This is a genomic window from Paraburkholderia sp. DHOC27 (genome assembly GCF_003429005.1).
Lineage (GTDB): Bacteria > Pseudomonadota > Gammaproteobacteria > Burkholderiales > Burkholderiaceae > Paraburkholderia.
In genome coordinates this window covers 158,074-170,978 of the sequence record NZ_QVQV01000008.1, presented here as the reverse complement: position 1 = coordinate 170,978, position 12,905 = coordinate 158,074, and the positions used below count along the sequence as shown (strand labels likewise).

The window sequence follows — 12,905 nt, the reverse complement described above, 5'->3', positions numbered from 1 at the left end:
TCGAGTCACCGTCCGGCAGGTCGGTTCCCCACGTTTTCATGTCATTTGCTTTCAAAAGATTCAGGCAACTGTCATGTGTAACGGGCGGCTTCACTACGCACTCGCCTCGACTTGCACTATAGTGGGTACTGCACTTGCAGACTGTACGGTGTGGTTACTCCGGCGGAATTCATGCCGTGCGATGCCGTGCGCGAACGCATGACGACGATCATGACACACCGTGATCCATCAAGAGGCACCACCAGGCACCACCAGGCGTCACCAGGAGGAGACAAACGAATGATCGAATATGATTCGGAATCCTGTCCATGCTGCGGCGATCCCCAGCACCGTGCGCTCACCCGGCGGCGCTTTCTCGCGCTAGCAGGCGGTGGCGCGGCGGCACTCGCGCTGGCGCCGCGCTTTGGCTATGCCGAGAGCACGGTGCCTGAGATTCCTTACGTGTCCGTACCTGACCCGGTGCGTCTTTCCGAGAACATGTACTTCGGCGAATGCTCCGGCGTTGCGCTGAATTCGAAGGGCCACATTTTCGTGCTCTCGCGCGGCAATAGCACCGGTCCCGCGTATGGCGCCGCTGCCGCACAACTGCTCGAGTTCGCGCCGAATGGGCGCTTCATTCGCGAGATTGGCCACAACCTGTATGCATGGTCGTTCGCCCATAGCGTCAAGGTCGACGTCCACGACAATATCTGGGTGACCGATAAAGGCTCGGACATGGTGATCAAGTTCACCCCGGAAGGGCGCGTGGCGATGGTGTTCGGTCGCAAGCAGGAGGCCGCAGATGAAGAGACCGGCCCGCTCAAGCATCCGAATCCGCCGCTGCCGGCCGAGCCGGGACGCTTCCGTCAGGTCACGGACGTGGCGTGGGACAAGGACGGCAACACCTATATCAGCGACGGCTACATCAATTCGCGGGTCGCCAAGGTCGACAAGGACGGCAACTGGCTGAAATCATGGGGCGATCGCGGTACGGGTCCTGGCCAGTTCCACACGCCGCACAGCATCGCGCTGGATGCGAACGGCAGCGTCTATGTGGCGGACCGCAGCAACCGGCGCATCCAGGTGTTCGACCAGGAAGGCAACTTCCAGCGCCAGTTCACCATCGACGTACCTGTACCGCCTAACGCGCGGCCCGCCATCGGCTACGCGCCCGACGAAGCTGCGATTGCTGCCGGCACGTTCGCGCCGGGCTCGCCCTGGGCGATCTGTATTTCACCGGGCCCCAATCAGGTGCTCTACAGTTCCGACGCTTTCCCCGGACGTATCTACAAGCTCTCGCTCGACGGCCAGGTGTTGGGCGTGCTCGGCGAATCCGGCAAACAGCTCAAGCAGTTCGGCTGGATTCATCAGATGGCCTGTCCATCGGAGAACACGCTGTTCGTTGCCGAGTTGCTGAACTGGCGTGTGCAGAAGCTGGTGTTGCACGCGTGAGCGGCCTTACAGCGCGCCAGTCGAGGATTAATATGTAGAGGTTGCAGAAGCGATGCCGATACATGCGACCGGCGCGAGCGACCAGCGCAAGGGACCAGCGCAAGGGACCAGCGCAAGGGACCAGCGGCATAATTAAACGATTCAGGAGACGACATGCAAGCTCCCGACACTCCCAACGCGGCGCAGGCTGGCGCGGCGCCGCCGCTCTCCCGTTTTGGTGCGGTGCTGCGTGTGACGAGCGGCAACTTTCTCGAGCAGTACGACTTCTTCCTGTTTGGTTTTTACGCCACCTTCATCGCACGCACCTTCTTTCCCGCCGCCAGCGAGTTCGCTTCGCTGATGCAGACCTTCGCCGTGTTCGGCGCGGGCTTTCTGATGCGGCCGCTGGGCGCGATCATTCTCGGCGCGTATATCGACAAGGTGGGGCGCCGCACCGGCTTGATCGTCACGCTCGGCATCATGGCAAGCGGCACGATCCTGATTGCCTGCGTGCCGGGTTACGCAACGCTTGGTATGCTCGCGCCACTGCTGGTGCTGATAGGCCGATTGTTGCAGGGCTTTTCGGCGGGGGCCGAACTGGGCGGCGTCTCGGTGTATCTGGCGGAAATGGCCACGCCCGGCAGGAAGGGTTTCTACACTGCGTGGCAATCGGCCAGCCAGCAGGTGGCGATCATCGTGGCGGCCGCGCTCGGCTACATCCTGAATCTTCTACTCACACCCGAGCAAACCGGCAGTTGGGGCTGGCGTGTGCCGTTTCTGATTGGCTGCGTGATCGTACCGTTCCTCTACATCTTGCGGCGCTCGCTGCAGGAAACCGCGGAATTTCAGGCGCGCCGTCATCATCCGGCTACCTCCGAGGTGTTCCGCTCGATGCTGGTGAACTGGAAGACGGTGGTGGCCGGCATGATGATGGTGGCGATGACCACCACCACGTTCTATCTGATCACAGTGTACACGCCCACCTTCGGTCGCTCGGTGCTGCATCTGAGCACGGCGGACAGCCTCGTGGTGACGTTTCTCGTGGGCATCTCCAACTTCATCTGGCTGCCTATTGGCGGAGCGGTTTCGGATCGTATCGGCAGGCGGCCGCTATTGCTGTTCATTTCGGCGCTGGCCATCGTGACCTCGTATCCCGCGCTCGAATGGCTCGCGCATGCGCCGAGCTTCCTGCGCATGCTCACCGTGCTGCTGTATTTCTCCTTCTTCTTCGGCGTCTATAACGGTGCGATGGTCGCGGCCCTCACGGAGGTGATGCCGGTGGAAGTGCGCGTGGCGGGCTTTTCGCTCGCCTACAGCCTCGCCACCGCGATCTTCGGCGGCTTCACGCCCGCGGTGTCGACCTTCCTGATCGAAATGACCGGCGATAAAGCCGCCCCCGCGTACTGGATGATGTTCGCGGCGCTATGCGGCCTCGTGGCGACGGTGGTGCTGTATCGACGCGGCGGGGCGGCGGAATTGCAGGCGCGGCTTGGCTAAAGCTGCGCATGACTGAGGCGATGCCGGTTAGCGCAAGGCCGCTGCGTTGCGTCGACGCGTGAGCCAGCGCACCGCCAGCAGGCCGACGATCATCACCGTCAGCGACAGCACGGTGGTCATCGTGCCGAGCGCGTAAATCACCGGCGTGGTGATGGACGTCGTCAAACCCTGCAATTCCAGCGGCAAGGTGTTCTGATCGCCGATCGCCTGCGAGGTGCGGGCGATTTCGTCCCATGAGAGCGTGAAGCCGAACATGCCCACGCCGATCACCGAAGGACCGATGATCGGCAGGACGATATGGCGAAAGTTTTGCCACGGCGTGGCACCGAGATCGCGGCCGGCCTCTTCGAAGGCGGGATTGAAACGGTTGAACACCGCGAACATCACCAGCAAGCCGAACGGCAAGGTCCACGTGAGATGCGCGCCGAGCGCCGACGTGAAGAGTCCCATCGAACTCGTATACGTGTCCGCGAATGATTGATGACCCGACGCCGTGGCGAGGTATTTCACGGCGCTGTCCAGCAGACGGAACGTGAGGCCGATGCCGAGGGACACGATGATGGACGGCATGATGAGACTCGCCACCGACATATAAAACACCGTCGTATCGCCGCGAAAGCGCTTGCGGAAAGCAAGCCCGGCAGCCACGGAAAACAGCACCGTCAATACCGTGACGGCGAGTGCGAGACGTACCGAGCGCATGAACGCGGCCCAGATGTCGACGTCGCCCACGCCGTCGCGTAGCGCTGCGAACCAGTGCAGGGACACGCCGCGCATCGGGAAGGTGAGACCGCCCTCGGGACCCTGAAAAGACAGAATGAAAATGGTGATGACCGGTCCGTACAGGAACAGCACGAACAGGCCAAACAGCAGCGCGAGCCAGTAGAAACTGGCGGGACGCCGTTCGCGGTGTTTGAGATGAATGGTCGACATGTCAAAGCTCCTTGCGGATATCGACGACCCGCGTCAAACCCCAGACGATCATCAACACGACCGCGAGCAAAATGATGGCGTTGGCCGCAGCGGCAGGAAACTGCAGATAGCCGGTTTGCACCTGAATGATCTTGCCCACCGAGGCGATCTGCTGACCGCCCATCACGCCCACTGTCAGGAAGTCGCCCATCACGATCGTGATGACGAAGATGGAGCCGATCACGATGCCGGTTTTGGAGAGCGGCAGCACCACGTCGCGAATGACCTGCCAGCCGCTTGCGCCTGCGTCACGCGCCGCTTCGAGCAGCGAGCGGTCGATGCGCATCATCGCGTTGAAGATCGGCACGATCATAAAGAAAGTGAACAGGTGCACGAAGGCGAGCACCACGGAGAAATCCGAATACAGCAGCCATTCGAGCGGCTGGTCGATGATGTGCGTGGCGAGCAGCGCCTGATTGACGAGGCCGTTGCGGCCAAGCAGCGGAATCCACGAGATCATGCGGATCACGTTCGAGGTCCAGAACGGAATCGTGCAGACCAGAAACAGGATGGTCTGCATGGCGGTGGTGCGCACATGAAACGCGAGGAAATACGCAATCGCAAAGCCCAGTATCAGCGTGATGGCCCAGACGATCGCGCAGAACTTGAGCGTCGAGAGATACGTCTTGAAGGTGACGCACATATCCGCCGTCGACGAGCAGCCGTCGAAAATCGCTGCGTAGTTTTTCAGCGTAAACGCGGGGATGATCTGATATTCGTTGTAGTCCCAGAAGCTGACAATCAACGTAATGACGAGCGGCACGATGAAAAACAGCACGAACGTCAAGGTGAGCGGCGTTGCCTGCAACCACGCGGAAGCGCGCCAATGACGCACGGGTTTGGCGTCGGCGGGGGCGGAAATGTCGATGGATGCCATGCGGGATATCCGTGGTCGCGAAACCAGAGTGGCCGGCGCGTATGCGCCGGCCCACGAGACAATAGGCTAGGTACGGCGAACCGTGAACGATTCGGGCGCGAGGACGGTCAGGCCGCGATGAACTCGTTCCACTTCTGCACCATGTAGATGTTCTCGTCCATCACGGCATTCCAGCATGCAATCGCGCTCATGCGTTCGGTGTACGAGCCACCGTCGCGCACCGTGCCGGCCTTTTCGAGCAACTGGCCATCCGGTGCCTTGATGTCCTGCGCCGCCGGCTTGCCTTCGATCCAGTAGTCCCACTCGTACGGTTCCATGTGCGAGCGGGCGGTGTCGAGCACACCTGAGTAATAGCCCTGACGCATCAGATACGCACCGGCCCAGCCGTCCTGGAACCAGTTGACGAATTCATAGCCGGCATCGAGCTTCTTGCCCTGCAACGAACGCGGGAAAGCGAAGCCCGAGGCCCACGCACGATAGCCTTCCTTGAGCGGCTGAAACTTGCAGGCAATGCCCATCGTGCGAACTTTGGTGACGGCGGGTGACCACATCGACTGGATCACCACTTCGCCCGAGGCCATCAGGTTGACGCTCTCGTTGAAGTCTTTCCAGAAAGCGCGGAACTGTCCAGCCCGTTTGGCTTCGATCAGCACCTTGATGGTCTGGTCGATTTCGGCCTTGGTCATGTTGCCTTTGTCGACATACTTCACATGACCCTGCGATTCGATTGCCATCGCCGCATCCATGATGCCGATGGCGGGAATGTTCAGCAACGCTGCCTTGCCCTTGAATTCCGGGTTCAGCAGTTCGGCCCAACTGGTGATGGGCCGCTTGATCAGGTCCGGCCGGATGCCGAGCGTGTCGGCGTTATAGGTGGTCGGAATCAGCGTCATCCACTCGGTGGGCGTGGCGGAGAACTCAGTGGAGCGCGGGCCGGTCAGAAACATCACTTTCTTCGGCGCAGTGCCTTGATCGCCGATCTTCTTGCCGTTGATCTCACCCTTGGTCAGCACCGGCGTGATCTTGTCGGCCAGCTTGATCTTCTTCGCGTCCATGCCCGCGAGCGTGCCGGCGGGAATCAGTTTCTTCAGTGAGAAGTATTCGGTGTCGACGATATCGAACGAATTGGGCTGCGTGATGATGCGCTTGGTGACATCGTCCGTGGTGACCGGAATGTACTGAATCTCGATGCCGGTATCTTCCTTGAACTTCTTCGCGATGTCCGCGCTCTGGTTGGTCGCGGTGCCCAGATAACGCAGGACGATTTTTTCCTGCGCATGCACGTACGGGAAACCGGCGATACCCGCTGCGGCCACCGCGCCCTTGATGAGGGTGCGACGCTTCTGGCCTTTGTCCGTCAATGCGGGTTCGGCTGCTGGCGTGACTGCTGCTGCCGGGCTCTCGTTCTGCTCACTCATTGCAATCTCCTCAGGTGAAATTCTGCTTTATCGCTGCGCACGACAAGGAATGCAGCGCGCCGGTCGGCATGGCCCGTGATGATTCGATTCGTTGAAATGCGACGACTCCGTGTTTCAGGCTGCGAGCGGATGCGCGTCCTGTTCGTTCCACCAGACCACGACGCGGGCATCGGGACCGAGACGGGCCGCGTCGTAATCGCTGTCGCTGACCAGTGAGATGAGTTCGGGAGAGCCGTCGAGCGGCACCAGCGTCATGCGCAGGTGGGTGCCCTGATATTCAGCTTCCCGCACCGTACACGGCACACCACCGATGCGCGCCACGCCGCCTTCTCCCGCGGCGGCCTGCACCGGCGTGACACCATGCGGCACTACCCGCAGATGATCGGCGCGCACCGTGAAGAGCCGTCCGTTGGTGCTGAATACGTTATGGCCACCCAGAAAGCGCGCGACGAATTCAGTGCGCGGCCGGTTGAACACTTCATGGGGCGTGCCGCTCTGTTCGATGTGGCCGTGACTCATCACGACGACGAGATCGGCCAGCGCCATTGCCTCTTCCTGCGAGTGGGTCACGTGAACGAAGGTGATGCCGAGTTCTTTTTGCCAACGCTTGAGTTCGGCGCGCATCTGCACGCGCAGGAAGGGGTCGAGCGCGGAGAGCGGTTCGTCGAGCAGCAGGCAGCGCGGCTGGTTGAGCAGCGCGCGTGCCAATGCCACGCGTTGCTGCTGGCCACCCGATAACTGTGCGGGCTTGCGCTCGGCGTAAGCGGACATGGCGACCAGTTCGAGCAGTTCGCCAGCGCGTTTGCGACGCGCTTCTTTGGCGACGCCGCGCATCTTCAAACTGAAGGCGACGTTGTCGAGCGCGCTTAGATGCGGAAAGAGCGCATAGCTCTGAAACACCATTGCGGTGCCGCGCGCAGCGGGTTCTTCGCGCGTGACGTTGCGGCCCGCGATCAGCACGTCACCCTCGGTAACTGATTCGTGGCCCGCGATCATGCGCAAGGTCGAGGTCTTGCCGCAACCGGAGGGTCCCAGCAGGCAGCAATACTGGCCGCCGGGAATACGCAGGTCGATCGCATTCACGGCCAGTGAATCGCCGTATTGCTTCGAGACGTGCACCAGCTCGATATCGGCGGCTTCGGTGTGGAGCACGGTGGAAGCGGGCTGAGTCATTGAGAAGGTGTCCTCGTAAGCGAAGTCAATAACGTGCAGTTGAGCCGATGACGCAATGAGCGGCAATGCAGAGATGACGCTGCCGCGAAGCCCGTCAAATGCAAGACGTGTGCCATCGTGCGAACACATGAGCAAAACAATCGCTGACCAATGCTGCGCGCTAACGTCTACGAGTTGGCTCACATATTGCAAACGATCCGAAGCTCGAATCGTTGGCGATTGTTTGGCGCGTGTTTGGCAATGTCCTGCGCAATCGCGGTGCGTCTTCGATCCGTCACGGGGCATGACGACGCCAAAGCGGTTCATGCGGACCGCCAGACGAAAATTGGGTGATAACTATTGTTTAGTAGCGACGACTGCCTGATATGAACGACACAGGGACCATTCCCATCGCGCTGGATCGCGCCCGCGTGCCGCTTGCGACGCACGGGCGTTTTCCTTACCGGCCCATTACGGATGCCGAAGCGTTTCGCTGGCCGGGGGGCGCGGGACTCGCGGTGTATCTGGGCTTCAACATCGAGCACTTTTCGTTCGGCGAGGGCCTGGGCGCAGCGCTTGGACCCCTGTCGCCGCAACCGGATGTGCTCAATTACAGTTGGCGCGAGTACGGCAACCGGGTGGGTGCGTGGCGCTGCATCGAACTGTTCGACCAACTGAACATGCCGGCGGGCACGCTGATCAATACCGCCTTATACGATCATTGCCCGGAATTGATCGCCGCCTGCGTCGCGCGCGGTGACGAACTGATTGGCCACGGGCATAGCAATGCGCACCGGCAAAGCGATCTGGATGAGCACGCCGAACGTGAACTGCTGCTGCATTGCCGTCAACGGATAGCCAGAGAGAGCGGGGCGGCGCCGGCTGGCTGGCTCTCGCCGTGGATCTCAGAGTCGCATCTGACGCCCGATCTGCTGGCGGAGACGGGCTACCGGTACACGCTGAACTGGTGCCACGACGACCGCCCGCAGCGCATGTCCACGCGAGGCGCACCGTTATGGGCGATTCCTTATCCGCAGGAACTGAACGATCTGCCGATGCTGGTGGGACGCCAGATGGACGCGTGTGCGTTTGCCGACATGATCATTGACCAGTTCGATGAAATGCTGGAGCAGACCCGTCGTGCCGCCGCGCATGGCCAGGGCGCGCAGGCATTGGTGATGGGCATTGCGTTGCATCCGTATCTGGTGGGGCAGCCGTATCGTTTGCGACATTTGCGCCGGGCGCTACAGCATATTGCGGCGGCACGTGACAAGGGTGAAATATGGATGACGACGCCAGGGGCGATCGCAGACTACATGGACGTCATGGAAGAAGGGGCATGCAAACCAGGCGCGCTGCAGACAGCGAAGTGACCATGCAGGCTTGCACGGGTTCTGCTCACACGTCGAAAGTCGTCGCATCGAACGGTGCGGACGCCGATGTGGATATCGACGCGCGCATCTATCAGTCGATCTTCGACGGCGTGCTGGATCACCGGCTGACACCGGGCACCAAGCTGCCCGAACCCGAGCTATGCCAGTTGTTCGGCGTGGGCCGCGCGGTCGTGCGGCGCGTGCTCGAAAAGCTCGCGTATCACGGCATCGTGGTGCTGCGGCCTAACAAAGGTGCGGTCATTGCCGCACCGACGCCCGCTGAAACGCGCGAGATTTTCGAAGCGCGCCGCTCGCTGGAAAGTGCGCTGGTGCAACTGGCAGTGCAACGCGCGAGTGCCGAGGACATCGCCGCGCTGCGGCAACAGTTGGCGCACGAGCACGAGGCCATGCACCGTTTCGATCAGCCGTCATGGGCTCGCCTCACGAGCTGTTTCCATTTGCGGATCGGGGCGCTCGCCGGCAATTCGATCCTGCAGACCTATCTCACGGAACTCATTTCGCGCTGCTCATTGATTGTTGGCGTGTATGAGGCGCCCGGTAACGCACCGTGCGAGCATGATGAGCACACCGCCATCGTGGATTGCATCGAGGCGCGCGATGCGGCCGGCGCCGTGGCGCGCATGGCGGCCCATCTGCGCGAACTCGAAGAACGCATCGAAACGTCGCGCATGCCTGGAGAGAAAAGCCTCGGTCAATTGCTCGGCATCACTTCAGCATAGGCGGCCACGCATGGAAATCGACTTTGAGGCGATCACCGAGTATCAGCGCTACAAACTGATGGCGAGCCTCATCGTGCCGCGCCCCATTGCGCTGGTGACGACGCTCGGTGCAGATGGCACGATCAACGCTGCGCCGTTTTCGATGTTCAACATGATGGGAGAGGAACCGCCCATCGTGATGGTGAGCATCAACCGTTTGCCGGATGGCGGCCTGAAAGATACCGCGGTGAACATCGGGCGAAGCGGCGAATTTGTCGTGCATCTGGCCGACGAGGCGATTGCAGAGAAAATGCATCGCTGCGGGGAACGCTGGCCGCCCGACGTCAGCGAACTTGCCGAAGTGGGGCTGACGTCGGTGCCGAGTTCACATGTTGCCCCGCCGCGCATTGTCGAAGCGCCCGTGGCGTTTGAATGCACCTTGTGGGAAACGCTGGAAACGACCAGCCGGCATATTTTTATCGGACGTGTGCATCGCCTGCATGCGCGTGATGAACTGATCGATCTGGAGACGTGGCGCGTACGGTTGCAGCACTATTTCCCGGTGGGCCGTTTTGGCGCGAGCGACTACGTGACGACGCGCGACCGGTTTACGTTGGGATGAGTACGCCGCAGTTCGTTAGATTAACTAAACACCCAGCGCTAACCCGTCACTGCGCGGATCATGTGCGCCACACGCCGAGCCGTCCGTGGCAATACGTATCGCACCAGGATGACCCGCCAGGGGGCTTTGCGCCGGTATCGCGCTGATATCGTGGCCGCGCGCCGACAATTCGGCAAACACGGCAGCCCCCGCATCTTCCTCCAGCTTCAAGGCGTCACGCGAATCCGAGAAGGTTTTGCCCAGCAGAAAGCGCGGTCGCGCCAGCGCGGCAAGCGGATCCATCTGGTAGTCGATCAGGCGCGTGAGAATGGCGGCGAGCGTTTGCGGTTGACCGTCGGCACCTTGCGTGCCGAACAGCAAATGGGGCTGACCGTCCTTCAGATACATGCCGGGATTGAGCGTGTGAAACGGGCGCTTGCCGGGCTGCAATGCGTTGTGATGCCGGGCGTCCGTGCTGAACGATGCGCCACGGTTGTGCCAGAGGATGCCCGTGTCGCCTGCCACGACACCGCTACCCCAGTCGAAATAAATCGTTTGCAGCACGCTCACGCTGTGGCCGTCACGATCCGTGGCGCCGATGTAAACCGTGTCGCCGGGACGAAAGACGTGTGGCCATGCGCGCGCCTGCGTCATGCTGATGGTGCGCGCATGTGCATCGAGCGTGGCCGCAGAGAGCATGCTGTCGACCGGCACCGCGTGGAAATCCGGATCGCAGACTAGCCGATCGCGATCCGTGAAGGCGCATTTCACGGCTTCGACCAGCAGGTGATAGTAGTCGGCGCTGCCTTCGGCAATCGCAGCCAGATCGAAGCGTTCGAGCACGCCCATGATCTGCAGCGTCGTCACGCCTTGCGTGGGCGGCCGCATGCTCACCAGTTCACCACCGCGATACGCAACGCGCAGTGGCGGCTCGTCGCGCGCGCGAGTCGCGCCGAGGTCCGCGACGCTCAAGGGCGAACCGGCTTCCTGCAAACCTCGGATGACGCGCTCCGCAAGCTCTCCTTCGTAGAACTCGCGTGCGCCGAACTGGGCGATACGTTCGAGGCTGCGTGCCAGTTCAGGCTGCAGGAAACGCTCGCCTATGGCGGGAATGCGTCCATCTGGAGCGAAGGTGCGCGCGAAACCGGGCAGCGTCTGCAATTCGTCGGCGCGCAGGGTTTGCCAGAAATGCTGTGACGGCGTAACAGGAAAACCCTCGGCGGCGTATTCGATTGCGCGCGAAAATAGTGAGGACCACGAGGCTTGTCCGCGCCACACGTCGCGGCTTATCGCATAGGCCTGATGCCAGGTATCGACGGTAGCGGCGGTGGTCAACGTGGCTGCCGCACCGCGCGACGGAATGGCGGCGGAGAATGCGGGAGCTTGTTGCGTGGCCTGGCCGATGCCCGAGATCGTGCGCAGCATGCCGTGGCGATCCGCGATGACCCAGAATGCGTCGCCGCCCAGTCCGGTGAAATGCGGATACGTGACGCACAGGGTCGCGCCCATCGCAATGGCGGCTTCAATGGCGTTGCCGCCGGTCCGCAGAACTTCCAGTCCCGCTTCGCTCGCCAAAGCGTGCGGACTGGTCACCATGCCCTTGCTTGAACGGGCGATATTCGGCGTTTGCATTGCGGCTCCAGGGCGCGACGTGCAGAAGTGTGGTGCCGAGTATAGAGGGCTCGCTGCAACCCGCAAAGACACCAAAAATGCCGTGTGTGCGCAGTCAATCTAGTCGAGAGCGTGATGAAAAAAACCGCTTCGTCGACATGACGAAGCGGTCTCCTAAGTGGCCTCCTGAGCGGTCTCCAAAGTGGTCTCCATAGCGGCTTCGAAAACGGAAGCTTGCTGTTGCCTAGCCCTGGGTATGTTCAACGGCGACCCATCCCTGCGACTTGCCGATCTGCGCGACCTGTTTGGCAATGGACTCAGCCAGATTTTTTGCGTCGCCAGTGGCCCCGCCTTTTTTGGTCTCGGAGGCGCCGTGCAAACCTGCGCCTGCGGCGCCCGAGGCGGCGAGATGTCCTGCTGCTGCGCCGACCCCCGCTGTTTCCACCATGCCAGGCATCTTGCCGCTGTCCGCGCTCGCCGCAAAGCTTTGCACGAGGCGCGGTGCATCGCCCGCCGGTTTGTAGAAAAGCTGTACCGTGCTGCTCAATTCGCTCTTGCCCGCACCCAGACCAATCAACATGCGGCGGCGGCGGTTGCCTGAATCGATGGTGTCGAATCTGCCTTGCACGATCAGGACGTTTTGATTGGCAGGCGCGGGGACATCCGCGCGAACGGCAGGCAGACCCATGGACTGCAACTGGCGCACGATTTCGTTGGCCACCTGTTCGCGAACCTGGGTGGCCTGCTCTACCTGCTTTTGTTCCGGCGTGGCCGGCTTGAACTGCGACTCGATCTTCTGCACGACACCGGTGTTGTCGAGCTTCACCTGGCTCGGGTCGCAGTCGAACGCGTATACGTAAATCGTTTCGGGTTTTGCTTCGGATGCGCTCAAGTGCGTCGCCGGATACGTCGTTGCATTCGTGACCGTGCCGCCTGCGCAACCCGCAAGCAACGCGCAAACCACCAACCCTGCTGCGCATACAGCGCGCGTGCTTTTTTTCGCTACCGTCTGAATTGAAGTGAACATGGTGCTGATCCTGTGTGCGACACGTGTGCCGCCATTCGCCTGAACTTATATCGTCCGATGATTGCGAACCTGCAGGATGACGTTTCTTCCGCGCTCGCGTTCATACTCGATACCCTTGCTGATCGCGTGTGCGCTTTCAGGCACACCGTCAGCAGAAGCGAGTATGGGGGAATGGCCCGCGCGACTCCATTCAGGAATTATGTCGATTCATGTCACGCTCGTGACGCGTGTCGAACAGCGGCAGACAA

General features: G+C 61.4%; 11 protein-coding genes. 5 read left to right on the top strand and 6 right to left on the bottom strand.

Annotation, left to right across the window (positions count from 1 at the left end; all coding sequences use genetic code 11):
- Window positions 1–279 precede the first annotated feature (279 nt).
- Together D0B32_RS24790 and D0B32_RS24785 are read left to right on the top strand one after the other, a co-directional pair.
- On the top strand, window positions 280–1,431 hold the full coding sequence (locus tag D0B32_RS24790) for a peptidyl-alpha-hydroxyglycine alpha-amidating lyase family protein (RefSeq protein ID WP_117336944.1): 1,152 nt from the start codon (window positions 280–282) through the stop codon (window positions 1,429–1,431).
- A 153-nt stretch (window positions 1,432–1,584) separates the two neighbouring features.
- On the top strand, window positions 1,585–2,907 hold the full coding sequence (locus D0B32_RS24785; protein ID WP_117336943.1) for an MFS transporter: 1,323 nt from the start codon (window positions 1,585–1,587) through the stop codon (window positions 2,905–2,907).
- Between the two features lie 27 nt (window positions 2,908–2,934).
- Here the strand turns inward: D0B32_RS24785 and D0B32_RS24780 are convergent, their stop codons facing one another.
- The 4 genes from D0B32_RS24780 to D0B32_RS24765 form a co-directional block, all read right to left on the bottom strand.
- On the bottom strand, window positions 2,935–3,840 hold the full coding sequence (locus D0B32_RS24780; protein WP_117336942.1) for an ABC transporter permease: 906 nt from the start codon (window positions 3,838–3,840) through the stop codon (window positions 2,935–2,937).
- A gap of 1 nt (window position 3,841) precedes the next feature.
- Window positions 3,842–4,756 (bottom strand): ABC transporter permease, encoded by a 915-nt coding sequence (locus D0B32_RS24775; protein ID WP_117336941.1) that lies wholly within the window; start codon window positions 4,754–4,756, stop codon window positions 3,842–3,844.
- Between the two features lie 107 nt (window positions 4,757–4,863).
- Window positions 4,864–6,174: a PotD/PotF family extracellular solute-binding protein gene (locus D0B32_RS24770; protein ID WP_117336940.1), complete on the bottom strand. Its 1,311-nt coding sequence runs from the start codon at window positions 6,172–6,174 to the stop codon at window positions 4,864–4,866.
- 114 nt (window positions 6,175–6,288) lie between these two features.
- Window positions 6,289–7,347, bottom strand: coding sequence for an ABC transporter ATP-binding protein (locus D0B32_RS24765; protein ID WP_117337176.1), 1,059 nt, complete (start codon window positions 7,345–7,347; stop codon window positions 6,289–6,291).
- Between the two features lie 365 nt (window positions 7,348–7,712).
- On the opposite strand from D0B32_RS24765, the gene D0B32_RS24760 reads away from it, so the two are divergent.
- Genes D0B32_RS24760 through D0B32_RS24750 form a run of 3 tightly spaced genes read left to right on the top strand, consistent with a single transcriptional unit; the run spans window position 7,713 to window position 10,040 of the window.
- A complete protein-coding gene (locus tag D0B32_RS24760) occupies window positions 7,713–8,699 on the top strand; it encodes a polysaccharide deacetylase family protein (protein ID WP_117336939.1) in 987 nt (328 codons plus the stop codon).
- Between the two features lie 2 nt (window positions 8,700–8,701).
- Window positions 8,702–9,439, top strand: coding sequence for a GntR family transcriptional regulator (locus tag D0B32_RS24755; protein WP_117337175.1), 738 nt, complete (start codon window positions 8,702–8,704; stop codon window positions 9,437–9,439).
- 10 nt (window positions 9,440–9,449) lie between these two features.
- Entirely contained in the window at window positions 9,450–10,040 is a 591-nt protein-coding gene (locus D0B32_RS24750; protein WP_117336938.1) for a flavin reductase family protein, read from the top strand.
- Between the two features lie 24 nt (window positions 10,041–10,064).
- Here D0B32_RS24750 and ggt read toward each other — a convergent pair whose 3' ends face one another.
- Both ggt and D0B32_RS24740 read right to left on the bottom strand, forming a co-directional pair.
- Entirely contained in the window at window positions 10,065–11,651 is a 1,587-nt protein-coding gene (gene ggt, locus D0B32_RS24745; RefSeq protein WP_117336937.1) for a gamma-glutamyltransferase, read from the bottom strand.
- Between the two features lie 223 nt (window positions 11,652–11,874).
- The gene (locus D0B32_RS24740) at window positions 11,875–12,657 is read right to left on the bottom strand and encodes a DUF4410 domain-containing protein (protein ID WP_117336936.1); all 783 of its coding nucleotides are present in this window, start codon (window positions 12,655–12,657) and stop codon (window positions 11,875–11,877) included.
- Window positions 12,658–12,905 lie beyond the last annotated feature (248 nt).

Bases quoted from the DNA above. Each gene is read 5' to 3' on its own strand.
- D0B32_RS24790 (WP_117336944.1), top strand. From the start codon at position 280: ATGATCGAATATGATTCGGAATCCTGTCCATGCTGCGGCGATCCCCAG.
- D0B32_RS24785 (WP_117336943.1), top strand. From the start codon at position 1,585: ATGCAAGCTCCCGACACTCCCAACGCGGCGCAGGCTGGCGCGGCGCCG.
- D0B32_RS24780 (WP_117336942.1), bottom strand. From the start codon at position 3,840: ATGTCGACCATTCATCTCAAACACCGCGAACGGCGTCCCGCCAGTTTC.
- D0B32_RS24775 (WP_117336941.1), bottom strand. From the start codon at position 4,756: ATGGCATCCATCGACATTTCCGCCCCCGCCGACGCCAAACCCGTGCGT.
- D0B32_RS24770 (WP_117336940.1), bottom strand. From the start codon at position 6,174: ATGAGTGAGCAGAACGAGAGCCCGGCAGCAGCAGTCACGCCAGCAGCC.
- D0B32_RS24765 (WP_117337176.1), bottom strand. From the start codon at position 7,347: ATGACTCAGCCCGCTTCCACCGTGCTCCACACCGAAGCCGCCGATATC.
- D0B32_RS24760 (WP_117336939.1), top strand. From the start codon at position 7,713: ATGAACGACACAGGGACCATTCCCATCGCGCTGGATCGCGCCCGCGTG.
- D0B32_RS24755 (WP_117337175.1), top strand. From the start codon at position 8,702: ATGCAGGCTTGCACGGGTTCTGCTCACACGTCGAAAGTCGTCGCATCG.
- D0B32_RS24750 (WP_117336938.1), top strand. From the start codon at position 9,450: ATGGAAATCGACTTTGAGGCGATCACCGAGTATCAGCGCTACAAACTG.
- ggt (WP_117336937.1), bottom strand. From the start codon at position 11,651: ATGCAAACGCCGAATATCGCCCGTTCAAGCAAGGGCATGGTGACCAGT.
- D0B32_RS24740 (WP_117336936.1), bottom strand. From the start codon at position 12,657: ATGTTCACTTCAATTCAGACGGTAGCGAAAAAAAGCACGCGCGCTGTA.